This is a genomic window from Ferrovibrio terrae, assembly GCF_007197755.1.
Taxonomy (GTDB): domain Bacteria; phylum Pseudomonadota; class Alphaproteobacteria; order Ferrovibrionales; family Ferrovibrionaceae; genus Ferrovibrio; species Ferrovibrio terrae.
Genome location: NZ_CP041636.1, coordinates 1,329,049 through 1,352,714 on the forward strand (window position 1 = coordinate 1,329,049; position 23,666 = coordinate 1,352,714).

Here is a 23,666-nt window from a genome sequence, read left to right on the forward strand (position 1 = left end):
AAAATGCCCGACGCCTTTCCCACCCTGAAATCCGAACGCCTGGTCCTGCGCGCCTTCGTGCCAGATGACGAAGTCGCGTTCCAGCAGTTCGCCGTGAAGGAGGATTTCTGGAAATTCCTGCCCGGCCCGGCGCTGGATTCCGGCCTGGTGAAGCGCTTCATCGCCGCGCGGGTGATCGAGGCCGAGACTCCGACCGGGCATGACTGGCTGTTCTGCGTGGCCGAACGCCAGATGGAGCGCGCCATCGGCATGGTGCGCCTGAGCGTGGCCTCGGCCGAGCATCGCCAGGGCAATATCGGTTTTTCGTTCGACGGCACCATTCGCGGCAAGGGCTATGCCTCGGAAGCCGTGCAGGCGGCGCTGCGCTTCGGTTTTGCCGAACTGGGGCTGCACCGGATCACGGCGCTGGCCGATGTGGAGAATATCCGCAGCCATGCGGTGCTGAAGAAACTGGGCTTCCGGCTGGAAGGCCGGCTGCAGCAGAATTTCAATGTGCGTGGCGAATGGCGCGACTGCGACCTGTTTGCCCTGCTGCGCAGCGAATGGCCGCCGCACGACCATCACGGCAGCGGCGGGACCGCGCTGGCGTAAACTCTAAACCTTACGACTTGGGCCAGTGCACGGTGGGCAGCGCGCCCTCGACCGGTCGGCCGGTGCGCGGATCGACCTTCAGGTTGCGGTCGCGGCCGTCACGCGTGCGGTATTGCACGTCGTAGCGGCCATCGTCCCAGTCGATATCCTTGATGAAGGCGAAATCCGGCCGGCTCTCGATCTGGGTGATGATCTGCGACAGCGACAATGCGCCAGCCGGCGGCCCGCCCTCAGGCTCGACCTGCTGCGCCGGCTCGGCCATGACATTGCTCTGAGAGCCTGGTGTCGGCGCACCCTGCGACTGCACGATTCCGGCAGATGGTCCGCCGCCGGGCGAGGATCCGCCGCGCGCGGGTTCGATGGCGGGGGCCGGGGCGGCGACACCGGTCAGCATGCCGAACAGGATCAGGGCTGCGAGGTTGTTCATGGCGAGGGCTCTGTCTGGTCCAAACGAATAGGTCCGCCCATAAGGGCCGGGCTGGGCTTTGCGCCCTTGTCGGGGACCTATGACGGACCCGGAATATGGCATCAGCAGGGCCGCCCGGGGGCGATGCATGGGCGATTCGGGGGGATTCCCCGGATCGGACGGTTCAGCCCGGGTCCGGCCCAAGATCCGGCCGGGGGTCCGGGCTGGGCAGCGGCCGGACCAGGGCCAGGATCATGTCGACCTGCCGGCCATCGCTGGCCAGCGGCAGGCCGAACCGGCCGAAATAGAGGAAACCCCGGCCCGGCGCCGCCGAGGGGCTGGCGAAAAACATCGGCCGCGCTTCGCTGACCGCCTGGTCGAGATGCTGGCGCAGCACGGCATAGCCGGCAGGTGGCACGGTTTCGTCATAATAGCGCCCGGTCTCGTCGGCCCCGGTCATCGCCGCCAGCGCACTGCCGAACAGGCGGATGCGGTAGCGGCGGCTGCCGTCAGATTGAGGCACCACCTCCAGCAGCGCGATGTCGCGCAGCAGCTCGCGCGGGATATCCAGCACGTCGATATCGTTGCGCGCCGGCAGGAGACCGTGCCCGGTCTCGTCCCGGCGGCATTTGCCGAGCCAGAACTGATGCAGGCGGGCGAAGGCAGGGTCGCCCTCCGCGCCTGCGGGCAGGGACCAGTGGACTGGCCAGGAAGTGGAATGCTGGGTCATGCCGCAGAACGGCCAAGGAAGTCGCGCAGTGCCATCACAAATTCTTCAGGCCGCTCGTCATGCGGTACATGGCCGGCGCCCTCGAAGATCTTCAGTTCGCAGCGCGGATTGAGCGCCGCCATGCGGTCCATCTCTTCGCGCTTCACCAGCCAGCTCTTCGTGCCGTGCATCAATAAAATCGGACAGACGATGGCGGCCCAGTCATCGCTCCAGTCACCGGTGATATGGGCGCGCGCCTCGTCATGCCAGGCATCGGAGAAGCGGAAACCCCAGCCATCCTCGTACTCGACCAGGCTGTCGAGCAGGTAGCGGTCCATGCCGATCTCGGTGCTGCGCATGAAGGCGAGGAACTGGTCGAGCGTTTCCCAGCGCAACGGCCAGGATACGCCGGGTTTAGCCGGGCCGAAGCGGCAGCCGACATCCTCGATGACCAGCGCGCGCACCAGGTCGGGGCGGTGGGCCGCGAGCTGGTAGGCATTCACGCCGCCAAACGAATGCCCCATCAGTACGACCGGGCCGCAATCGAGATGTTCGATCATCGCGGCGGCATCGTCGAGGAAGGCGTCGCGCGTGCGGTCGGTGGCATGGTCGCTCCAGCCATGGCCGCGCTGGTCCATGCCGACGATGCGCCAGTCGGGGCGCCCCGTATTATCTCTTAGGGCCTGCGCCAGCGGCGCATAGTTGCGGCCGCAACCGGCGCGGCCATGCAGCGCCAGCAGCGTCTTCTCAGGCTGACCGCCGAAGTCGACGTATGACAGCTTTACGCCGTCACGCGTGAGGTGGCCGCGTTTGCCGGTCACAGCTGATCGGCCAAAGCAGCCGCCGTATCTTTGCCGGGTGTGACCGGCACGATCTCGAACTCGACGAGATCCGACCAGGCGGCGCACCAGCGCTGCAGCAGGGTGAGGTCGTCACATTCCATCACTTGGAAACAGCGGCTGAGATCGGCGCTGACCCAGCTTGATACGAACTGCACGCCCTCGGGCATCATGCGGCCCTGGTCGCGGAAGCGGCGATAGACCGCTTTGGCGTCCTGGTTGCGGAAATGCTCGATCACCATGAACTGCATGTCTCGCCTCCGGATGGCCGCTGCCGGCGGGTTCAGAGAATGCGGCCGACGCGGTCGCCGCGCCTGATCCGGCCGCCTTTGACCACGCGGGCATAGACGCCGCATTTGTTATGGCCATAGACGCTGTTCAGCGTGCCGACCAGATCGCTGTCGGGAATCCCGGTATCGGGATTCACATGCGTGGCGGCGCAGCGGCCGATCACGGCCTCGATCGCCAGCACGGTCTCGCCGATCTCGATCTGCGACCCGACCCACTGCATCTCGGCCCAGGCCGGGAAGCCGCCGATCACCAGGTTGGCGCGCAGGCGGCGAGAGTCGAGCGGTTCGGACTGTCCCAGCTTGCGGCCGAGTTCGACCAGCGTGGCGGTGTTCTGGATCGAGAGATAGGGATCGGGCACATCGGCGAACCAGGCGCCCGGTGCCTCGGCGACTTTCACGCTGCCGCGCGAGCCTTCCGGGCCGATATGATCGAGCACCACTTTCTCAATGGCGGGCCGGCTGAGCGGCGAGGTCAGGTCGGCCTCCTGCACCAGCACCCTGCCGTCTTTTTTGATCGTGATCTTCGTGCCGCTTGCATCGAAGCTGCAGTCCAGCGCTGCCAGCGGCGGGTTGCGGATCCAGGTGAGGAAATGCGCCTTCTTCTGGAAGGCCGGCGTCTGCGCGTCGAAAGCCGAACTGCCATGCGCCAGCGCGAAGCGGCGGTCATTGGCGAGCGGCTGGTCAGGCGTGAGCTGGGCGTCGTCGAGCGACTGCGGCGTCAGGCCCTTCACCGGGAAGCGCGTGATGGAGAGAAGAGAGGCGTCGAGATCCATTGTCATGGCTTCTCTATGGCCAAGGCGGCGCACGCGGTCAACGCCGGAATTGCACCGCTATTGTCCTCCTGTAACACTGGCCTGTTCACAGAGAAGGATATCTCCATGCTGCTCTCCGCCGTTGCGCTCTATGCCACCGCGATCCTGCTCGGCACGATGCTGTTCTTCTCGTTTGCGCTGACGCCGGTGATCTTCGCCAAGCTGGAGTCCGAGCAGGCGTCGCGCACGGTGCGGGCGCTGTTCCCGGTCTACTATCTCGTCATCATCATTTGCGGCGCTGTTGGTGCGCTGACATTGGCGCTCGATCAGCACCCGGTGCCATCATCGCTGCTCGCCATCGTCGCGGGATTTGCCGTGCTGACGCGGCAATTCGTGATTCCGCGTCTGGATGCATTGCGCGAGGCGAAAACCGCCGGCGATGCGGGGGCTGTGCGGCAGTTCAAACGCCTGCATTCCTTGAGCATGGCGGTAAACCTGGTGCAGATCACCGCCGTGCTGGCAGCGCTATCCACCTTTGTTCACTAAGCCCGGCCATTCCGGATTGTGAACCCTTTTATTAAAGAACAAAAAGAGAATATAAAGCCAGATGGGTCGGTTTCACGTGAAACGGGGTCTGTTTCCCGTGCAACCCGGGTCTGTGGGCGATTCCCTTTGACGACCCGGCCCCCTGTGCGTAAAACCCGCGCCCATGCAGGACAGGTTCGATGTCATCGTGATCGGCGGCGGCCATGCCGGCTGCGAGGCCGCAGCGGCCGCGGCGCGCATGGGCGCGCGCACCGCGCTGGTGACGCACAAGCCCGAGACCATCGGCGAGATGTCGTGCAACCCCGCCATCGGTGGCCTGGCCAAAGGCCATCTGGTGCGCGAGATCGATGCGCTGGATGGCGTGATGGGCCGCGTGGCCGATGCCGCCGGCATCCAGTTCCGCATGCTCAACAAGTCGAAGGGCCCCGCGGTGCGCGGCCCGCGCACGCAGGCGGATCGTAAGCTGTATCGCCAGGCGATGCAGGCAGTGCTGGCCGAGCAGCAGAACCTGACCATCATCGGCGCTGCGGTTGAAGACATCCGCATCGAGCAGGGCGAGATCAAAGGCGTCGAATGCGGCGATGGTCGTTTCATCGCCGCGCCGAAGGTGATCCTCACCACCGGCACATTCCTGCGTGGTCTGATCCATATCGGCGAAGAGAAGATTCCGGCCGGCCGCGTCGGTGAGGCGCCGTCGCTCGGCCTCTCGAAAACCCTTGAGAATTGCGGCTTTTCGCTGGGTCGCCTGAAAACCGGCACGCCGCCGCGTCTCGATGGCCGCACGATCAACTGGTCGGCGCTCGAGATGCAGAGCGCCGACGATCCGCCGGTGCCGTTCAGCTTCCTGACGCAGCAGATCACCACGCCGCAGATTCAATGCGGCGTGACCTATACGTCTGAGGCCGGCCATGCGCTGATCCGCGACAACCTGCATCGCGCGCCGATGTATTCCGGCCAGATCGAAGGCACCGGGCCGCGCTACTGCCCGTCGATCGAGGACAAGGTGGTGCGCTTCGCGCAGCGCGACCGCCATCAGATCTTCCTTGAGCCGGAAGGGCTGGATGACGACACCGTCTATCCGAACGGCATTTCCACCTCGCTCCCCAGGGATGTGCAGGCCGGCCTGCTGAAGACCATCCCGGGTCTGGAGCGGGCCGTGATGCTGCGGCCGGGCTATGCCATCGAATACGACTTCGTCGATCCACGTGAACTGAAGCCCACGCTGGAGACAAAACGCCAGCCCGGGCTGTATCTGGCCGGCCAGATCAATGGCACGACCGGCTATGAAGAAGCCGCCGCGCAAGGGCTCATCGCGGGCCTGAATGCGGCCATTTCTGCCGGAAATCAGGGAAATTCCAGAGAAACTGCGCCCTTCATTCTCGGCCGTGCCGATGCCTATATCGGCGTGCTGATCGACGACCTGGTCACGCTGGGCACCCGCGAACCCTACCGCATGTTCACCAGCCGGGCGGAATACCGCCTCAGCTTGCGCGCCGACAATGCCGACCAGCGCCTGACCCCGCTGGGGCTCAAGCTGGGCTGTATCGGGGTTTCCCGTGAAACCGCCTGGACCGCCAAGGATATCGCGCTGACCGAGGCCCGCCGGCTGGTGCGCGAGCTGAAAATGACCCCGCCTGAACTGGTCAAGCGCGGTTTTCCGGTGAATCAGGACGGCCAGTTGCGCTCGGCCGCCATGCTGCTGGGCTATCCGGACATGAATGTGGCCCGGTTGAGCGGGATCTGGCCCGAACTGGCCGGGCTTTCACCCGAGATCATCGAGCAGGTCGAGATCGACGGGCTGTACGCCGGCTATATGGAGCGCCAGGAGGCCGACATCGTCGCCTTCCGCAAGGATGAAGGCCTGATCCTGCCCGAAAGCCTGGAGTATGACGCGGTCGGCGGGCTGTCGAACGAGGTGCGCGCCAAGCTGAAGCAGCACCGCCCCGGCACGCTGGGGCAGGCGGCGCGGATTTCCGGCGTCACGCCGGCGGCGCTCTCGGCCCTGCTGGGATACGTAAAAAAGGCCAAGCGGGACGGTGCCGAAGCAGCTGAATAAAGCAATTTCAATAACTTAAGTACCAAAAGGGGATGTTTCACGTGAAACATCCCCTTTTTCGTGTCCCAGAAAGGTCTCGCCCGCGCCCAACAAAAGCCGGGTAGCATCGGCACCATAAACGGCGAAAAACGAGGGAGACGCCCCATGACCGGCCTACCGGTAGCAGGAACCCCCACAGAAGCCCCCGGCCTGATCGTGCCGGTGCTGCGCTATCGCGATGCGCCGGCGATGATCGAGTGGCTGTGCAAGACCTTCAGCTTCGAGAAACACCTTGTCGTGCCCGACGAGGAGGGGCGGATCGTGCATGCCCAGCTTTGCTACGGCGACGAGATGATCATGCTTGGCTCGGTGATGGAGTCGGAATTTGGCCGCCACATGACCCAGCCGGACCAGACCGGCGGCCGCGCCACCATCAGCATCTATGTCGTGGTGCCCGATGCTGACCTGCATTACGCCCGGGTGCGCGCCGCCGAGGCCGAGATCCTGATCGATATCCGGGACGAGGATTACGGCGGCCGCGGTTTCACGTGTCGCGACCCCGAAGGCCATATCTGGTCCTTCGGGACCTATGATCCCTGGAAATAAGCGGAAAACGGGCGGGTTTCACGGGAAACAACGCCACTTTCGCTGTCACCCCGGCTCAAGGCCGGGATGACGATTGAGTAGTGGGCCTGCTGGTGAGATAACCCGCGGCATGACGCCCGCAGATTTCCAGACTGCCACCGACTGCAGCGACGCCGCCATCGCGCGGCTCGAAGCCTATGCCGCGCTCATCAACAAATGGCAGAAGGCGATCAACCTGGTGGCGCCGAAAACACTGCCCGAGCTATGGTCGCGGCACTTCCTCGATTCCGCGCAGCTGCTCGAGCATGCGCCGAAAGACACCATGCGCTGGCTCGATCTCGGATCGGGCGGCGGCTTCCCGGGCCTCGTCATTGCTGCACTTTTCGATGGTTATGTTCATCTGGTCGAAAGCGATCAGCGCAAATCCACCTTCCTGCGTGAGGCCGCGCGCGCCATGAATGTGCAGGCCACCGTCCACGTGAAACGCATCGAGGCGGTCGATCCCGCCGATCTGCACAAAGCCATGGGCGGTGCGCCGCAGGTGATCTCGGCCCGCGCCCTGGCGCCGCTCCATGAGCTGATCGGCCTGGCGCAGCCGCTGGCCGGACCTGATACGGTCTATCTGTTTCCCAAGGGACGTAATGCCGAGGATGAATTGACCGAGGCGCGGCGATATTGGACACTTCCCGCAGCTGAGAAGCTGCCGAGCCGGACCGATCCGGAAGCCAGCATCCTGCTTCTCAGGGGAATGGAAGCCAAGTGAACGGTACAGAACAAGAACATCCTGCCGAAGGCGGCGCCTGGGGTGACGACAGCACCCTGAATGCCGAACTGGAGGCTGGCAGTCCGCAGGCGAAAGTGGCGCCGCCACGACAGGGCCGCGTGCTGGCCATCGCCAACCAGAAGGGCGGGGTGGGCAAGACCACGACGGCGATCAATCTCGCCACGGCTTTGGCCGCCGTTGGCGAACGCGTGCTGCTGATCGACAGCGATCCGCAGGGCAATGCCTCGACGGGCCTGGGCCTCACGCATGAGGAACGCGACTTCGGCACCTACGAATTGCTGATGGGCGCGGCCGAACTGCACGAGACGATACGGCCCACGAAAGTCCCCAATCTTTCCATCGTGCCGGCCAATGTCGAGCTGGCCGGTGCGGAGCTTGAGATGATGGATCTCGAGCATCGCACCCATCGCCTCAAACATGCGATCGAGGGCCGGCTCGCCGACTTCGACCACATCCTGATCGACTGCCCGCCATCGCTCACCCTGCTCACCGTCAATGCGATGGTGGGATCGGATGCCGTGCTGGTGCCGCTGCAATGCGAGTTCTTTGCGCTCGAAGGTTTGTCGCAGCTTCTGAGAACAGTGGAGCGCGTGCGCACCACGCTGAACCCGACGCTGGATGTGCAGGGCGTGGTGCTGACCATGTTCGACAAGCGCAACAACCTGTCCGACCAGGTGGCGGCCGACGTGCGCGGCTTCCTCGGCGAGAAGGTCTACGAGACGGTGATCCCGCGCAACGTCCGCATCTCGGAAGCGCCGAGCCATGGCGTGCCGGCGCTGATCTACGATCATCGCGCGCCCGGCAGCACGGCCTACATGGCGCTGGCGCGCGAGGTGATCAAACGCGAACAGGCTTTGCGCGACGCGGCAGAGTGAGATGAGCGGAGTAGTCAGTTTAAGCCGTCACCCTCGGGCTTGACCCGAGGGTCTCATGCCGATTGGCGAAAGATCCTCGGCTCAAGCCCGAGGATGACGAAGTAGGGTACAGAGGACAGAGTATGATCGACGATCCGAAACGACGCGGCCTGGGCAGAGGCCTGGCCGCATTGATGGGCGAGCCGGCGCCGGGCTCCGAAGCCGCCGCCGCGCGTAGCGCCGCCGCCACCGGCGTGCGCGAAATCCCCATTGAGCAGCTCAAGCCGAACCCGTATCAGCCGCGCAAGGTCTTCAACAAGGACGCGCTGGAAGAACTGGCGCAGTCGATCAAGGCCAAGGGCGTGCTGCAGCCGCTGCTGGTGCGCCGCGCCAAGGACGGGCAGGGCTACGAGATCATCGCCGGCGAGCGTCGCTGGCGCGCCTCGCAGCTGGCCAAGATCCATGCCGTGCCGGTGGTGATCAAGGAGATCACCGACCGCGACGCCGTCGAGATCGGCCTGATCGAGAACTTGCAGCGCGAGGATCTCAATCCGGTGGAAGAGGCCGGCGCCTTCCTGCAGCTGTCGGAAGAATTCGGCTACAGCCAGGACCAGATCGCCCAGGTGATCGGCAAGAGCCGCAGCCATGTCACCAATATCCTGCGCCTGCTGCAGCTGCCGAAATCGGTGATCACGCTGGTCATCACCGGCAAGCTGACAGCCGGCCAGGCCCGCCCGCTGATCGGCCATCCGCTCGCCGAGCAGCTCGCCCAGCGCATCATCGAGGGCCAGCTCACCGCGCGTCAGGTGGAAAAGCTGGTCGCGGTCGGCCGTGAGGTCGGCACGCCGCAGGCCGCGAAGAAGGGCGGCCGTCCCGCCGGTGCCGCCAAGCCCAAGGCGGCGAACGAGTCCGCGCCGGCGCGCAAGGATGCCGACACGCTGGCGTTTGAGCGCGGAATGGCGGCGGCGCTTGGCATGAAGGTCGAGATCGAGGCCGAGCCCGGCAACCCGGAAGCCGGCCGGCTGGTGGTGCATTACCGCAAGCTCGAACAGCTGGATGAGCTGGCCAAGAAACTGAGCCGGCGCTGACCCGAGCGAAGATGCAGCCGCCGTCCCGACAGCCCCTTGCCCTCCTGACCCGGCTGTTCGGCGGCGGCGATGCGCTGGCCGGCCATCGCGAGAAAATCCTCTACCGTATCGCCATTGCCAGCGCGGTGCTGCTGACGCCATTCGGCATTTTCAATCTGTTCATCGACCGTCTGCCGCTCGGCCTCGCCATCCTCGCCACCGTGGGCGTCCTGGCGGTTGATGCCCAGGCAATCCGGCGCGGCCGCAAGCCGCCGGTGCCGTTCGCGCTGCTGCTGGTGCCGACGGCGGCGGCCGTGGCCATTCTGCTTTTGCTGCAGCCGGCCTATGGCGTGCTGTGGACCTATCCGGTGCTGCTGTTCTGCTATTTCGTGCTGACGCGCGGCCTCGCCGTGATGGTCAGCCTCGGCCTGCTGATCGGCACGGTGCTGCTGGTTTATGTGAATGTCGATGCGGCGACAGCGATCCGCGTCTTCGCCTCGCTGCTGCTCACCATCGTGATCGTCAACATCATCCTCGGCGTGATCAACGACCTGCATGACCGGCTGGTGGCGCAGACCATCACCGATCCGCTGACCGGCGCCTATAACCGCCGCCATATGGAAACCTGCCTGGATGAAGTGATCGAGCGGCAGCGCCGCAGCCGGGCCAGCGCCGCGCTGCTGGTGATCGACATCGACCAGTTCAAGCCGGTCAACGACCGGCTGGGCCACGCCGCCGGTGATATCGTGCTGCGCACCGTTGTCGCTCTGGTCGCCGACCGCGTGCGGCGGCTTGATCGCGTGTTCCGCATCGGCGGCGATGAATTCCTGCTGCTGCTTCCGGATACCGATTTGGCTGCAGCACAAACAGTGGCGGAAGACCTGCGCAGCCGCATCGCCGCCGCCGCGATGCCCAGTGCGGCGTCTGATGCCGCGCCCGTCACGGTCAGCATCGGCCTGGCCGTGCTGCAGCCCGGCCAGCAGATGGATGCCTGGATGCACGCGGCCGATGCCGCGCTCTACCGCGCCAAGCAGCAGGGCCGCAATCGCGTGGTGAGTGCGGCGGTTGAAGCAGCGGCGCAACGCACTAGTTAGTCGCCTGCCAAGGAGTGATCGCCATGACCGACACCAAATCCCTCTCCCCCGAAGCCGCGCGCGTGCTGCGCGACCACGGCACCGAGCGGCCCGGCTCCAGCCAGCTCAACAAGGAATACCGCGCGGGCCGCTATTTCTGTGCCGGCTGCGGCACCGAGGTGTTTTCGTCCGACACCAAATACGACAGCGGCAGCGGCTGGCCCAGCTTCTATGCCCCGGTGGGCGAGAATGTCGCCGCCACCGTCGACACCAGCCATGGCATGCACCGCGTCGAGGTGCACTGCGCCAAATGCCAGGGCCATCTTGGCCATGTTTTCGAGGACGGGCCGGAGCCGACCGGCCTGCGCTACTGCATCAACGGCGTGGCGCTCGATTTCAAGCCGCAGGACTGAGTGTAGGGTCCGGGCCCTGCATCGCCATTTGCGACAGGCCCCCGCATGTGCTATAATTCCCATATTCGGAACATTTGTCGTATGCGCTGGCGCGCGTGTTGGCGCGGCGTTTGACCAAGTGGCGCGTTGTCGGACATCGTTCAGCAGGAAAATCAAAGGCTTGAGGTGAAAACCGATGGCTGGAGCGGGATTGAACGGGACGAAACAGGACGAAACAGGACGAAACGGGACGGAACGGGACGGAACTGGCTCTAACTGGCCCAAACTGGACGGAACTGGCTGCCAACCGGCCGCCAACTGGCTCCCTCCCGGAATAGAGGCGGCTAAAAAAACACCAGATTGGCCACATTCGCCTAAAAACTGGTCACGCTCCCGCCCGGCTGCGGGCGGAATAGCCAAGCTATTGGGCTGATTCCCTGATTCCGACCCTGATTCCGCCTCTGTGCCGCAGTGCAACCAGCTGGCACGCTTCTTGTAACTCCGTAGTCAGAGGTATGCGCCAGGGGTGGGCCTTGTCCGGGATTCTCAATGGGGGGAACCGGGTCAGGTCTGCCGGCAGCCGGGAGCGATCCCGGACCCGGTCCGGAAACTGGCGCGGCCTTCCCTGACAGGAGGATTAAAACGTCATGCAACTCTCCACCGTCTCGACGGCCAAACTCGTCGACCAGCGGCAGCCCGGCTGGCTCAGCTACGTTATGTTCGGTCTTGTGCTGGCCGCACTCTTCGCAATGATTCCCTCGCTCGGTTTCGCGCAGGCTGCGGCCGAAGCGCCGAAGCTCGATACCGGCGACACCGCCTGGATGCTGACCTCGACCGCGCTGGTCCTGCTCATGACCATCCCGGGCCTCGCCCTCTTCTATGGCGGCATGGTGCGCAAGCAGAACGTGCTCACCATCATGATGCAGAGCTTCGCCATCACCTGCCTGATCTCGATCCTCTGGATGGTCGTCGGCTACAGCCTGGTCTTCTCGGAAGGCAACGCGATCATCGGCGGCTTCGGCAACCTGTTCCTCGCGAACGTTGCCATCGACAGCGTCAATGATCTGGCCAAGACCATTCCGGAAACCGTCTTCCTGACCTTCCAGATGACCTTCGCCATCATCACCCCGGCGCTGATCACCGGCGCCTTCGCCGACCGCATGAAGTTCTCGGCCCTGCTGTGGTTCATGGGTCTGTGGGTCATCTTCGTCTATGCGCCGGTTGCCCATATGGTCTGGGGCGGCGGTCTGATGGGCGAGATGGGCGTGCTCGACTTCGCTGGCGGCACCGTGGTGCACATCAACGCTGGCGTGGCCGGCCTCGTCGCCTGCCTCGTGCTCGGCAAGCGCCATGGCTACGGCAAGGTTGCCCATGCGCCGCATAACCTGACGCTCTCGATCATCGGCGCCTCGCTGCTGTGGGTCGGCTGGTTCGGCTTCAATGCCGGCTCCGCCGTCACCGCCGGTCCGAATGCAGGCATGGCCATGCTGGTCACGCAGATCGCCACGGCGGCTGCCGCGCTGGCCTGGATGTTCGCGGAATGGCTCGCCCGCGGCAAGCCGAGCGTGCTCGGTGTCGTCTCGGGTGCGGTTGCTGGCCTCGTCGCCATCACCCCGGCCTCGGGCTTTGTCGATCCGATGGGCGCGCTGATCATCGGTATCGTCGCCGGCATCGTCTGCTTCGTGGCCTCCACCACGGTGAAGAACGCGCTGGGCTACGATGACAGTCTCGATGTCTGGGGCGTGCATGGTGTCGGCGGCATCGTCGGTGCGGTGCTGACCGGTGTGTTCGCCAAGGCGGCGATTGCCGGCAAGGACGCTCCGCTCGGCCTGATCGACGGCAATGCCGGCCAGGTCCTGACCCAGATCTACGGTGTGCTCATCACCATCGTCTTCACGGCGATCGTGAGCCTGATCATCCTGAAGATCATCGACTGGACCATCGGTCTGCGCGTCGATGAGGCCACCGAGCGCGATGGTCTCGACCTGAACCTGCACGGCGAGACGGTGCAGTAACAGGAGTACGCGAAGGCACCCGGGCCGGCATTCCCACCCGCCGGCCCGGGTTGCTTCGTCTCAGGAGTATCATGGTGGGGATATCCGGCCCCCTCGTTCCATCCGCATTCTTCGACCGGCCGGCGTAAGTCGCTTTTCTCTCCGCCATTTTTCCGATTAAATCGAACGGAACCTCTTCCCGCTCGTTCTCGTCGCGGAGACCAATGCCCTTGACCGCTTTTGACGAGATGGACCTCGGTCCCGCTGCCAGCCAGACACAGAGCCAGTCCCAATCCGGGCAGGCTCAGTCCCAGGGAAGCAGCGTCCGCGCCCCCTATCGCGACTACAAGCGCTGGCTCGATGCCGCGCCCGGCGACATGCTGGCCCGCCGCCGCCAGGAAGCCGACCTGCTGTTCCGCCGGCTCGGCATCACGTTTGCCGTCTATGGCGAGGGCGGCGACACCGAACGCCTGATCCCCTTCGATGTTGTGCCGCGCATTATCGCCGCCAAGGAATGGAAGCGCCTGCGCCGCGGGTTGAAGCAGCGCGTGAAAGCGCTGAACGCGTTTTTGGACGACATCTACCACAAGCGCGAGATCCTGCGTGCCGGCACGATCCCTGAGGACCTGATCCTCAAGAATGCGGCTTACGTGAATCACATGCGCGACGTTACCATCGCGCGCCAGACCTACACGCATATCGCCGGCATCGACCTGGTGCGCACGGCGGAAAACGAATTCTACGTGCTGGAAGACAACTGCCGGACGCCGTCGGGTGTCTCCTACATGCTGGAGAACCGCGAGGCGATGATGCGCCTCTTCCCCGATCTGTTCGCGCAGGTGCGCGTGGCGCCCGTGGGCCATTATCCCGATGCGCTGCTGCAGACGCTGCGCGATTCCGCGCCACCCAACTGCGATGCCGAGCCCACCGTCGCGCTGTTGACGCCCGGCGTCTACAACTCGGCCTATTTCGAACATGTCTTCCTGGCCGAGCAGATGGGCATCGAGCTGGTCGAGGGCGGCGATCTCGTGGTGAAGGATGATATCGTCTACATGCGCACGGTCGGCGGGCTGAAGCGCGTCGACGTGCTGTATCGCCGCCTGGATGACGACTTCCTCGATCCGAAAGTGTTCCGCAAGGATTCGATGATCGGCGTGCCCGGCATCTTCGCGGCGTATAAAGCCGGCAATATCACGCTGTCGAATGCAGTCGGCACCGGCGTGGCCGACGACAAGTCGATTTACCCTTACGTGCCCGACATGGTGCGCTTCTATCTCGGCGAGGAACCGATCCTCGCCAATGTGCCGACCTATGTGCTGCGCCGGCCCGACGATCTGAAATACACGCTGGAACACCTCGGCGAGCTGGTGGTGAAAGAGGTGCATGGCTCCGGCGGCTACGGCATGCTGGTCGGGCCGAAATCGACCGCGGCCGAGATCGAGACTTTCCGCGCCAAGATCATCGCCAAGCCGGAAGCCTATATCGCGCAGCCCACACTGGCGCTCAGCACCTGCCCCACCTTTGTCGAGAGCGGCATCGCGCCGCGCCATGTCGACCTGCGGCCCTTTGTGCTGTCAGGGGAGACCATGCGCGTCGTTCCGGGCGGTTTAACCCGCGTTGCCCTGAGGGAGGGCTCGCTGGTGGTGAATTCCAGCCAGGGCGGCGGCACCAAGGATACCTGGGTGCTGGAGGAAGATGAGTCCGACGACATCGCGGCCGGTGAGGACGACTGATGCTCAGCCGCGCCGCCGATAATCTCTACTGGCTCAACCGCTATGTCGAACGCGCGGAATCGATGGCGCGCATCCTCGGCGTGGCGCATCGCATGAGCATGCAGTCGACCCATGGCGGCACGCGCAACGACGAATGGGAAGCAGCATTGATCATTGCCGGCTGCGACAAGTCGTTTGCGCTGCATGGCGGTCCGCCGACGCGGCGCGCGGTGATCGACTTCCTGGCCTTCGCGCCCGACAATCCGTCCTCCATTCACGCCTGCCTGAAAGCCGGCCGCGAGAATGCGCGCGCCATGCGGGCGCAGATCACCTCGGAAGCCTGGGAAAGCATCAACGCCGCCTGGCTCGAGATGCGGACTTTCTCGATGGCCAAGGTGGAAGCCGACGGCTTCAACACCTTCTTCGACTGGGTGCGCGAACGCAGCCAGCTGTTCCGCGGCGTCGCCGAAGGCACCATGCAGCGCGACGACGCGTATCGCTTCATGCGGCTGGGCACCTTGCTGGAACGCGCCGATTCGACGGCGCGCATCCTCGATGTGAAATACCACGTGCTGCTGCCCTCGGCGGCCGATATCGGCGGCGCGGTCGATTACTACCAGTGGGGCGCGCTGCTGCGCTCGGTCTCGGCCTTCCGCATCTACCGCCAGATCTACCGCGACAGCATCCGGCCGCTGAAAGTCGCCGAGCTGCTGGTGCTGCGCGAGGATTTCCCGCGCAGCCTGCATGCCTGTTTCGCCGAGATCGTGCAGATCCTGCAATACCTGCGCGAAAGCTATCGCCGCGACTATCCCTCCGTGCGGCTGGCTGAAAGCATGCTGCTGAAACTGCGCTACGACGACATCGATTCGATTTTCACACGCGGGCTGCACGAATACCTGACCAGCCTGATCGATACCAATATCGAGCTGGGCGCGGCGATTGCCCACGATTTCATGCAGCCGAACTAAGCTGGGTTTCGGCCGTTAGGTCTGGCAGGAGACTGCCATATGCTCGACTTCCTCAGGCGTTTCGCCATTGCCGCCACACTCGTGATCGGACTCAGCTTTGCCGGCTGGGTGACGCATCTCTATACCTGCTTCACCCAGGGCGAATGGGGCTTCCTGATTGCTGGCGCGCTCTTCTTCCCGATCGGCGTGATCCATGGCTGGGGCGTCTGGTTCGGTGCCTGGTAGGTCTATTACCGCCTGAATACCTTGACCGGAGCTGTAACCGCTTGCTTTGATGCGGGCGGGTTTCCTGTCTGGGGCGGATTTTCATTATGACCTATTGCGTCGGTCTTCTGCTGGATGACGGCATCGTCATGCTGTCCGACAGCCGCACCAATGCCGGCGTCGATTCCATCTCCACCTTCGGCAAGATGCATGCCTGGCAGAAAGACGGCGACCGCGCGCTGGTGCTGACCACGGCCGGCAACCTGTCGCTCAGCCAGTCGGTCGTCACCCTGCTGAAAGACGGCTTTGCCGATGAAGACGGCAAAGCCTGCGACCTGATGCAGGCGACCAGCATGTTCGAGGCTGCCGGCATGGTGGGTGCGGCGATCCGCGAAGTGGCACGGCGCGACGGCGAGGGTCTGAAGGAACAGGGTGTTGAACCTAACCTGTCCATGCTGCTCGGCGGCCAGATCGGCAACCGGCCGCATGAACTTTACCTGCTGTACTATGCAGGGAATTTCATCAAGGCGACGGAAGACACGCCGTTCCTGCAGATCGGCGAGATCAAATACGGCAAGCCGATCCTGGATCGTGTGATCACGCCGGCCACGCCGCTGGTGCAGGCGGCGAAATGCGCGCTGGTTTCGATGGACTCAACGCTGCGCTCGAATATCTCGGTCGGCCTGCCGCTCGATCTGGCGATCCTGCCGAAGGGCGCGCTGAAGTTCGCCCTTAAAAAACGCATCACCGATCAGGAGCCCTACTTCGCCAGCATCCGCGGTTTGTGGGGCGAAGGCCTGCGCAAGGTATTCCAGACCATCCCGGACCCCGACTGGGGGGTGTGAAGAAAGGTCGTCATGGCCGGACTTGTTCCGGCCCTCCACGCCTTCACCCAAGCTTCAAGGTCACGATGATCGGCACGTGGTCGGACGCCTTGTCGCGACCGCGCATGTCTTTCACGATCTTCACGCCCGCCAGACTGTCTTTCAGCTGCGGACTGACCCAGACATGGTCGAGCCGGCGGCCCTTGTCGGCCGTGGCCCAGTCGGGCGAGCGATAGCTCCACCAGCTGTAGATTTTTTCGCTCGGCGGCACGAAATGACGCACGGCGTCGACCCAGTCGCGAGCTGCCTGCATCTTCAGCATGCCCTCGGTTTCGATCGGCGTATGGCTGACGATCTTGAGCAGCGGCTTGTGGGCCCAGACATCGGTTTCCAGCGGCGCGATGTTGAGATCGCCGACCAGAATTTCCTTACCACCCTTTTTCTTGAGTGCGGCCGACCATTTGGTCATCCCGGCCAGCACATCCAGCTTGTGTTGGAACTTGTCGTTCACTTTCGGATCGGGAATATCGCCACCGGCAGGCACATAATAATTGTGCAGGATGGTGCCGTCGGCCAGTTCGGCGGCGATATGCCGGCGGTCGTCGCGGCCGGCCAGGTTCAGCTTTTCCTTCAGCGTGATCGCCGTCTTGGCAAAGATCGCCACGCCGTTATAGCCGGGCTGGCCATGGATCAGACGGTGGGTATAGCCGCGCTGCTCGAACAGCTCATGCGGAAAATCGACATCCTTCACCTTGGTTTCCTGCAGGCAGAGGATGTCGGGATTGTGCTCGGACAGGAAGCCGGCCATCAGGTCGAGCCGGGCGCGGACCGAGTTGATGTTCCAGGTCGCCAGGGTGATCGGGCGGGATGGAGCTTTTTTCGCGGGTGCTTTTGCCATGTCGCTTTTCTAGCCCAGTCCGGCCCTATGTTCCAGACGGCAGCGTTTACTCGGCAGGTACGGCCTGCTTGCCGCTGCCACGCAAGGTCAGCAGGGCCACGGCCAGCGTTGCCACCGCGCAGAGTGCGATGCCGCCGGTCATGGCGGTACCGGCGCCGTTGATGAACTTGCCGCTCACCCCGATCACCACCGCGCCGATCGCCAGCTGCAGCGTCGCCATCAGCGACGCGGCCATGCCGGCCGCTTCGCCATAGGCTTCCAGCGCCAGCACGGAGGCCGTGGGCAGCAGGAAGCCGAGACAGCTATAGCCGAGCAGCAGCAGGGCCATGGTGAGATAGAGGTTGTTGAACCCGATGGCATTCAGTGCAAAGACCAGCACCATCATCGCCGCGAAGCCGAAGATCGAGGGCATCACCAGTGCGCGCAGGCCGAAGCGCGCGCCCAGGCGGCCACAGAACTGTGCGGCGAAGAAGAAGGCGGCGGCGTTCAGCGAAAAGGTGATGCTGAAGCCGATCGGCGACAGGCCGTACTGCCCCATCATCACGAAGGGTGCATTGGCCAGGAAGACGAAGAAGCCGCAGATGGCAAAGCTGCTCGCCAGCGTGAGGCCCATGAAGGTCCTGTCGGTGAACAGATGGCCGCAGGTGCGGATCATGCCGCCCAGGCTGGTCTCGGCGCGTTGCGCGGCCGAGCGCGTCTCCGGCACCAGCAGCAGCCCGAGAATGCTGGCGAAGACCGCGATGCCGGCGACGAACCAGAAGATCATGCGCCAGCCCAGCGCCTCGATGATCACGCTGCCGAACAGCGGCGCCAGCAGCGGCGACACGCTGAACACCAGCATCAGCAGGCCGAGCAGTTTGGCCTCTTCCACGCCGCTATGCAGGTCACGCACGATGGCGCGCGGGATGACGATACCGGCAGCGCCCCCCAGGCCCTGCAGCAGGCGGAAGGCGATCAGCGTCTCGACGGTTTCGGCCAGCGCGCAGCCCACGCTGGCGCCGATGAACAAAGCCACGCCGAAATACAGCGGCAGCCGCCGGCCGAACAGGTCGGAGATCGGGCCGAAGACCAGCTGGCCGAGCGCGAAGGTGATGAAGAAAGCCGTCAGGCTCATCAGCACCTTGTCGGGGTCGGCATTCAGGTTGCTGCCGATGAATGGCAGCGAGGGCAGATACATGTCGATGGCGAACGGGCCGATCGCGGTCAGCAGGCCGAGGATCAGGGCGTTGCGCAGGAAATGCGTTTGGGTGGTCATGGAAAGACTGCCTTGAATTGCAAAAGAAGGAGAGCGCCCCGGAACTGGAGCGTGCATATATGATTTGGGGTGAAGGCGCCGCCGGCCGGTCCGCAGAAGCGGACGAGCGGTGGTTATATAAAGCGGCCGCGCCGCGCTGGCTACCGCAGAATTGCCATGGTGCAATCTGCGACGTTTCTGTTGCAGCCAAACAACACCGGGTCACTGCCATGCCGATGCATCTTGAAGGGTCCTGCCGCTGCGGTGCCGTCGTGTTCGAACTCGACAGTCACACGCCGGTACCCTACCAGCTTTGCTATTGCACGATCTGCCGGAAAACCGCGGGCGGTGGCGGATTCGCCATCAATCTCGGCGGTGTCTCTGCCAGCCTCCATATCAAAAAAGGAAAACGCAGCCTCGGCGTCTATCGTGCCGAAATCTGCGACGACGATGGTAAAAATTGCGAGGTCAGTTCGGGTGAGCGCAATTTCTGCAAAGGCTGTGGCACGGCGCTCTGGCTCTACGATCCGCGCTGGCCCGAGCTGGTCCACCCCTTTGCCTCCGCCATCGACACCGACCTGCCGAAGCCGAAAGCGAAAGTGCATCTGATGCTGCGCTACAAGGCGAACTGGGTGAAGCCGCAGATCGGCCGGTCAGACGAGCGCTATGAGCTGTATCCGAAACTGTCGCTCGAGGCCTGGCATAAGAAGCACAAGGTTTGGGTCAGATAGATACCTCTATCCATTACAATAATTGTCATGCCCGGCCTTGTGCAGGGCATGACAACTTGTGTGGTGCGGGGTGATGTGAGTTGGGTGCGATTACGCCTCCACCTTCATCTGCGCCGGGTCGTAATAGAAGCGTTCGCGCCACACTTTGTCGCCCTTCCAGGTCTGGTGCGCCAGTTCCTCGATGCGGCGTTTGCTGCCATCCTTGAACTCGAAGCGGAAGATCCAGTGGATCACCACGGTGTCGCCGTCGATCAGCACCGGGCGCACGCATTCGGTTTCCACCGTTTTGGCTCGCGCCAGCACGGCGCGCTCATGCGCCACCAGCGTGTCGCGGCCCTGGCGCGGCGGGGCGTTCAGGTTTTCCTGCATGGTGGCGTCTTCGGCATAGAATTGCGCGATGGCTTGGTCATGCTGGTTGGATTCCACCATGGCGACAAAGGCTTCCACGGTTTCGCGACTGGGCATCGGGGCTTTCCTCCTGTCTTTTGTTCTGTGGCAGCATGACAGAATGCCGCAGGCCAAGCGCGGCCATTCGTCACATTACTTGCCAATTGCCTGTGAGGCGCAATCTGGTGTCTGGTGAATGTATAAAAGGAGCATAACCATGCCCGCCTCGCCACTACGCCAAGACAGTCCGCCGTCCGTCGCGCCGAAACACAGCCGCGCCGACAAGATTTTCGCCATCGTGATCACCGCCGCCCTGGTCGGCGCGCTCGGCGGCGCAGCCTTCATGGCGGTGCGCTTCTGGACCGGCATGCGCGCCGATTTCGATCCGGCCGCCACCTGGCCGCTGATCTGGGGCGTGCTGCTCAGTCTGGTGCTGGGCGGTGCCGTGGTCGGCGTCTTCCTCTACGGCCGCAGGAAAGAGATCCGCGAAGAAGGGTGAGGCGAACTCCACCCCTTTTCGTCATTCCCGCGAAAGCAGGAATCCAGACGACAGGCGAGATTTTTCAGGTGGCCCTGGGTCCCCGCCCGTCGCGCTAACGCGACAGTATATGTGAGGCGGCAAAGCCGCCGGGCGCGGGGACGACGAAACTTCAAAACAGATTGAACGTGCTGCCGGTCGCGCCGAGCGGCAGGCGCCCCGCCTCGAAGAGGCGGAACTTGATGGCGAAGGGGTGCTCGTCCTCGGCGTCGTCCGCCACTTCATCCTCGGCGCCACGCGCCGCCAGCACCAAAGCCGCCTGATAGGCCGCCTGCGCGGCGGCGCCCGCCGCCACTTTCAGCAGGGCCGGATCGGTCACGCCCTGGCGCGCCGCCATCTTGGCGGCATGGTCATGCGCCACTTCGCCGGCGCGCGTCGACACATGCGTCAGCGCTACTTCCAGATCATGTTCGTCGATGCGGGTCAGCGCCTGCTCCAGCAGCGCATTCTGCATCTGCTGCTCGGCCTGCCACCAGTCGTCGTCCCAGTCGGGCGCCTGCGCCGCGCCTGAGGCAGCGAGCCAGTTCTCGACCCCGGCCACCTGCATCTCGGCAAAGCCGATGCCGGCGATATAGGCCTCGGCGTCGTTGATCTCGGTGGCGGTCAGCTTGCGGCCGACGGCGGAGAACCACGGCAGGCTGCCGACCAGTTTCGCCAGCCGGGCGACGGCGCGCAGGCTGCTGTGGTCGTCATCCTCGTCGAGCGCCATGCCGGTCAGCGCATCGATGCCCTCATCGCCGAAGATGTCGTCGTCGTCTTCGTCGTCATTGGCGATCTCGACGATCTTGGTCACTTTCGCCATGGCTCTCTACTCTCTACTGAATGCATCAACGATTGCCGCGGCTTTCGCGCCACAGGCCCAGCACCTTCTGCACCGGCCGGTCCGAGAAGCTGAACAGCACGGCGTCTCCATCCGGCGCATGATGCCGGTGCGGCACCCAGCTCGGAATCACAAAGGTGTCGCGCCGGCCCCAGTCAAAACGCTCTGCCGTCGAACCTTCACCCACCATGGTATGGCCCTTGCCCTCCACCACGCTGAACACGGTGGCATCCGAACTGCGATATGCCTCGCCGGTAAAACCCTTCGGCAGCAGCTGCATGTAGGTGCCGATGGTCGGCATCGCGCTCTGGCCGGTGGCCGGATTGACATATTGCAGCTTCAGACCGTGGCACGGATCCCATTCATCGGCGCGGCGCATGGTCTCCAGCGCCTCGCGCGTGCGGCTGTAGGGATAGTTGAAGACCGGCGAGGTCGGTGTGCGCACCTCGTGGTCGACCGGCAGCAGACCGGCGCCGTAGCGCGCCAGCGCGTCGCCGGTCGGTCGCGCCAGTGGCTGGCTGTCTTCCGGCAGGCGTTCCATGAAGGAACAGTCGAGTGCCTGCACCAGCGGAATATCCAGGCCGTCCATCCATACCATCGGGTGGTCGCTGTCGTTGCCGTGGTCGTGCCAGGTCCAGCTCGGTGTGATAACGAAATCGCCTTCGCGCATGATGGTCTTTTCGCCATCCACTGCCGTGTAGGCGCCGTTGCCTTCGACGATGAAGCGCAAGGCGGATTGCGTATGGCGATGCGCCGGCGCGACTTCGCCCGGCAGGATCAGCTGCAGCCCGGCATAGAGCGAGGTGGTGATGCGCGACTGGCCCGGCATGCCGGGGTTTTCCAGGATCAGCACGCGCCGCTCGGCTTCCTTCGCCGTGATCAGGCGGCCGGCTTCCATGATGTCGTCGCGCAGCTCGTCGTAGCGCCACAGCGCCGGCTGACAGGCGCTTTTCGGCTGCGGGATCACCAGCGCATGCAGCACTTCCCACAGCGGCGCCAGCTTGCGGCTGCCGATCTTGTCGTAATAGGCCTTGCGCTGCTGCATCACGGCAGGGTCGATGGCGGAGTGCTGTGTCATGGTTTCCTCATTTCCGCGCATATTATCAGACGGCGGAGGAAACCCAATCGTCACGAGCAAAGCCGCGCGAACCGGAGCCGTGGACAAAAAAAGAAACGCCCGGTCGGGGGGCGAGCCGGGCGTTTCGCGCAATAAACTCTGCGCCATTGTGGCAGTCGGAAGGGGGGATCTTCCGGTGCCGGCAACAGCTATGTGCCGTCGCCATGACGGAGATATGGGTACCGGAACGCGATTTGCCAAGGGGTGCGCCTGCGACATTCTCCCACTTTTCCGTGAAGCGAAGCGCGGCATTTTGTCCCGCAGGATACAAACCGCTGGGCTGCAACAACAATTCAGACGGCGCGCGCAAGCCATGCAGCGCGCGCAAATCTGGGGCGCGAAATCAGCAGCGGTGCTGTCGCGCTTCAGGCCGTTGCGGGCTCGGGATTGATCAGGCGATAGCCCAGCCGCGGCTCGGTGAGCAGGAAGCGCGGCGCATCCGGATCTTTCTCCAGCTTGCAGCGCACCTTGCGCGCCAGCACGCGCAACGCCTGGCGCATCTCGGCATTGTCGTTGCCCCAGAGCGTGATCGTCAGCTGCTTGGTGCCGACCGGCTGCCCGCTTTTCTGCGCCAGCATCTTCACGAAGCGCGCTTCCATCGGCGACAGCCGCACCGGGCGGTCTTCCCTGCGCGTGTCGCCGGTGAGGGCGTCGATCACGAAGGGCCCGACGGTGACGATGGTGGTGGCGTTCTTCGCCGCGTTTTCCTGCGCGCGACGCAAGGCGGCTCGCACGCGCGCCAGCAGTTCGCCGGCATCGAAGGGCTTGGTGACGTAATCGTCGGCGCCAAGATCAAGGGCGCGGATTTTCGCGTCCACCTCTTCCTGGCCCGACAGCACGATCACCGGCTGGGCGGAGGTCTTGCGCAGGGTTTCCAGCACCTCGAAGCCGCTGATGCCCGGCAGGCCAAGGTCGAGCACGATCAGGCCGGCCTGCGCCGCCTTCTTCAGGCCGTCCTCGCCATCCGGCGCTTCGATCACTTTGTATGAGGCTGCCTCCAGCGCGGCCTTCAGGGCCTGCCGCACGGGCATCGAGTCCTCGATCAACAGGATGGTGGCTTGCTCCGTCATCAGTACGCTACTCCGGGCTGACCCTGCCTTTAGCGGCCGGCATCAATCGCCAGCCAAACTCGCCTGCCGATTAAGTTACCGAAAAATAATCTATTCGCCCAGCGTGAAGATATGCCCCGCCATGCAGGGCAAGATTGTGCAGTATCGGCAGCCCTGACGGCACGCGGGATAACACGATGATCGGCATGGGATTGTTTGTATGCAGCCGATGCCCGTTTCGCGTCGGGGCAACGGCGATACCGCAAT

General features: G+C 64.1%; 27 protein-coding genes. 16 read left to right on the forward strand and 11 right to left on the reverse strand.

What is annotated here, in order from left to right:
• Positions 1–3: 3 nt before the first annotated feature.
• Positions 4–591 carry a GNAT family N-acetyltransferase gene (locus FNB15_RS06485; RefSeq protein ID WP_144067924.1) on the forward strand — a complete coding sequence of 196 codons (588 nt, stop codon included), beginning with the start codon at positions 4–6 and terminating at the stop codon, positions 589–591.
• Positions 592–601: 10 nt separating this feature from the next.
• Here FNB15_RS06485 and FNB15_RS21365 read toward each other — a convergent pair whose 3' ends face one another.
• The 5 genes from FNB15_RS21365 to FNB15_RS06510 all read right to left on the reverse strand — a co-directional run bounded on the left by FNB15_RS21365 (position 602) and on the right by FNB15_RS06510 (position 3,614).
• Positions 602–1,018: a PepSY domain-containing protein gene (locus tag FNB15_RS21365; RefSeq protein WP_246068808.1), complete on the reverse strand. Its 417-nt coding sequence runs from the start codon at positions 1,016–1,018 to the stop codon at positions 602–604.
• A 163-nt stretch (positions 1,019–1,181) separates the two neighbouring features.
• Positions 1,182–1,727 carry a PAS domain-containing protein gene (locus FNB15_RS06495; protein ID WP_144067925.1) on the reverse strand — a complete coding sequence of 182 codons (546 nt, stop codon included), beginning with the start codon at positions 1,725–1,727 and terminating at the stop codon, positions 1,182–1,184.
• Positions 1,724–2,527, reverse strand: coding sequence for an alpha/beta fold hydrolase (locus FNB15_RS06500; protein WP_185973743.1), 804 nt, complete (start codon positions 2,525–2,527; stop codon positions 1,724–1,726). The genes FNB15_RS06495 and FNB15_RS06500 overlap by 4 nt, the downstream gene beginning before the upstream one ends.
• Positions 2,524–2,796, reverse strand: a complete 273-nt coding sequence (locus FNB15_RS06505; RefSeq protein WP_144067927.1) for a DUF3303 domain-containing protein — start codon at positions 2,794–2,796, stop codon at positions 2,524–2,526. Before FNB15_RS06505 ends, FNB15_RS06500 begins: the two co-directional genes overlap by 4 nt.
• Positions 2,797–2,828: 32 nt before the next feature.
• On the reverse strand, positions 2,829–3,614 hold the full coding sequence (locus FNB15_RS06510) for an MOSC domain-containing protein (protein WP_144067928.1): 786 nt from the start codon (positions 3,612–3,614) through the stop codon (positions 2,829–2,831).
• A gap of 99 nt (positions 3,615–3,713) precedes the next feature.
• Here FNB15_RS06510 and FNB15_RS20930 point away from each other — a divergent pair, with 99 nt between their 5' ends.
• The 13 genes from FNB15_RS20930 (at position 3,714) to FNB15_RS06575 (ending at position 16,646) form a co-directional block, all read left to right on the forward strand.
• The gene (locus FNB15_RS20930; RefSeq protein ID WP_185973744.1) at positions 3,714–4,133 is read left to right on the forward strand and encodes a DUF4149 domain-containing protein; all 420 of its coding nucleotides are present in this window, start codon (positions 3,714–3,716) and stop codon (positions 4,131–4,133) included.
• A 163-nt stretch (positions 4,134–4,296) separates the two neighbouring features.
• Positions 4,297–6,189, forward strand: coding sequence for a tRNA uridine-5-carboxymethylaminomethyl(34) synthesis enzyme MnmG (gene mnmG, locus FNB15_RS06520; protein ID WP_144067930.1), 1,893 nt, complete (start codon positions 4,297–4,299; stop codon positions 6,187–6,189).
• Positions 6,190–6,333: 144 nt separating this feature from the next.
• Positions 6,334–6,774 (forward strand): VOC family protein, encoded by a 441-nt coding sequence (locus tag FNB15_RS06525; protein ID WP_144067931.1) that lies wholly within the window; start codon positions 6,334–6,336, stop codon positions 6,772–6,774.
• Between the two features lie 109 nt (positions 6,775–6,883).
• Positions 6,884–7,516 carry a 16S rRNA (guanine(527)-N(7))-methyltransferase RsmG gene (gene rsmG / locus FNB15_RS06530; RefSeq protein ID WP_144067932.1) on the forward strand — a complete coding sequence of 211 codons (633 nt, stop codon included), beginning with the start codon at positions 6,884–6,886 and terminating at the stop codon, positions 7,514–7,516.
• Between the two features lie 68 nt (positions 7,517–7,584).
• Positions 7,585–8,412, forward strand: a complete 828-nt coding sequence (locus FNB15_RS06535) for a ParA family protein (protein WP_342777578.1) — start codon at positions 7,585–7,587, stop codon at positions 8,410–8,412.
• Between the two features lie 122 nt (positions 8,413–8,534).
• A complete protein-coding gene (locus FNB15_RS06540) occupies positions 8,535–9,479 on the forward strand; it encodes a ParB/RepB/Spo0J family partition protein (RefSeq protein ID WP_144067933.1) in 945 nt (314 codons plus the stop codon).
• A gap of 11 nt (positions 9,480–9,490) precedes the next feature.
• Complete coding sequence (locus FNB15_RS06545; protein WP_144067934.1) at positions 9,491–10,552, forward strand: GGDEF domain-containing protein; 1,062 nt, start codon at positions 9,491–9,493, stop codon at positions 10,550–10,552.
• 23 nt (positions 10,553–10,575) lie between these two features.
• The gene (gene msrB, locus FNB15_RS06550) at positions 10,576–10,944 is read left to right on the forward strand and encodes a peptide-methionine (R)-S-oxide reductase MsrB (RefSeq protein ID WP_144067935.1); all 369 of its coding nucleotides are present in this window, start codon (positions 10,576–10,578) and stop codon (positions 10,942–10,944) included.
• A 728-nt stretch (positions 10,945–11,672) separates the two neighbouring features.
• Positions 11,673–12,938, forward strand: a complete 1,266-nt coding sequence (locus tag FNB15_RS06555; RefSeq protein WP_221932807.1) for an ammonium transporter — start codon at positions 11,673–11,675, stop codon at positions 12,936–12,938.
• 203 nt (positions 12,939–13,141) lie between these two features.
• On the forward strand, positions 13,142–14,650 hold the full coding sequence (locus FNB15_RS06560) for a circularly permuted type 2 ATP-grasp protein (RefSeq protein WP_144067936.1): 1,509 nt from the start codon (positions 13,142–13,144) through the stop codon (positions 14,648–14,650).
• Positions 14,650–15,597: an alpha-E domain-containing protein gene (locus FNB15_RS06565; protein ID WP_144067937.1), complete on the forward strand. Its 948-nt coding sequence runs from the start codon at positions 14,650–14,652 to the stop codon at positions 15,595–15,597. The genes FNB15_RS06560 and FNB15_RS06565 overlap by 1 nt, the downstream gene beginning before the upstream one ends.
• A 39-nt stretch (positions 15,598–15,636) precedes the next feature.
• Entirely contained in the window at positions 15,637–15,822 is a 186-nt protein-coding gene (locus FNB15_RS06570; RefSeq protein WP_144067938.1) for a hypothetical protein, read from the forward strand.
• Between the two features lie 86 nt (positions 15,823–15,908).
• Complete coding sequence (locus FNB15_RS06575; protein ID WP_144067939.1) at positions 15,909–16,646, forward strand: proteasome-type protease; 738 nt, start codon at positions 15,909–15,911, stop codon at positions 16,644–16,646.
• A gap of 43 nt (positions 16,647–16,689) precedes the next feature.
• Here the strand turns inward: FNB15_RS06575 and xth are convergent, their stop codons facing one another.
• On the reverse strand, positions 16,690–17,523 hold the full coding sequence (gene xth, locus FNB15_RS06580) for an exodeoxyribonuclease III (protein ID WP_246068810.1): 834 nt from the start codon (positions 17,521–17,523) through the stop codon (positions 16,690–16,692).
• 46 nt (positions 17,524–17,569) lie between these two features.
• Positions 17,570–18,778, reverse strand: a complete 1,209-nt coding sequence (locus tag FNB15_RS06585) for a multidrug effflux MFS transporter (protein WP_144067940.1) — start codon at positions 18,776–18,778, stop codon at positions 17,570–17,572.
• Positions 18,779–18,795: 17 nt separating this feature from the next.
• Between FNB15_RS06585 and FNB15_RS06590 the strand changes: the two genes are divergently transcribed.
• Positions 18,796–19,488, forward strand: a complete 693-nt coding sequence (locus tag FNB15_RS06590; protein WP_246068811.1) for a GFA family protein — start codon at positions 18,796–18,798, stop codon at positions 19,486–19,488.
• A gap of 90 nt (positions 19,489–19,578) precedes the next feature.
• On the opposite strand, the gene FNB15_RS06595 is transcribed toward FNB15_RS06590, so the two are convergent.
• Positions 19,579–19,953: a nuclear transport factor 2 family protein gene (locus FNB15_RS06595; RefSeq protein WP_144067941.1), complete on the reverse strand. Its 375-nt coding sequence runs from the start codon at positions 19,951–19,953 to the stop codon at positions 19,579–19,581.
• A 139-nt stretch (positions 19,954–20,092) separates the two neighbouring features.
• Here FNB15_RS06595 and FNB15_RS06600 point away from each other — a divergent pair, with 139 nt between their 5' ends.
• Positions 20,093–20,374 carry a hypothetical protein gene (locus FNB15_RS06600; RefSeq protein WP_144067942.1) on the forward strand — a complete coding sequence of 94 codons (282 nt, stop codon included), beginning with the start codon at positions 20,093–20,095 and terminating at the stop codon, positions 20,372–20,374.
• A gap of 151 nt (positions 20,375–20,525) precedes the next feature.
• Here the strand turns inward: FNB15_RS06600 and FNB15_RS06605 are convergent, their stop codons facing one another.
• The 3 genes from FNB15_RS06605 to FNB15_RS06615 form a co-directional block, all read right to left on the reverse strand.
• Positions 20,526–21,215 (reverse strand): hypothetical protein, encoded by a 690-nt coding sequence (locus FNB15_RS06605; RefSeq protein WP_144067943.1) that lies wholly within the window; start codon positions 21,213–21,215, stop codon positions 20,526–20,528.
• Between the two features lie 25 nt (positions 21,216–21,240).
• Positions 21,241–22,311, reverse strand: coding sequence for a gentisate 1,2-dioxygenase (gtdA, locus tag FNB15_RS06610; RefSeq protein WP_144067944.1), 1,071 nt, complete (start codon positions 22,309–22,311; stop codon positions 21,241–21,243).
• Positions 22,312–22,715: 404 nt separating this feature from the next.
• On the reverse strand, positions 22,716–23,420 hold the full coding sequence (locus tag FNB15_RS06615; RefSeq protein ID WP_144067945.1) for a response regulator transcription factor: 705 nt from the start codon (positions 23,418–23,420) through the stop codon (positions 22,716–22,718).
• Positions 23,421–23,666: the final 246 nt, after the last annotated feature.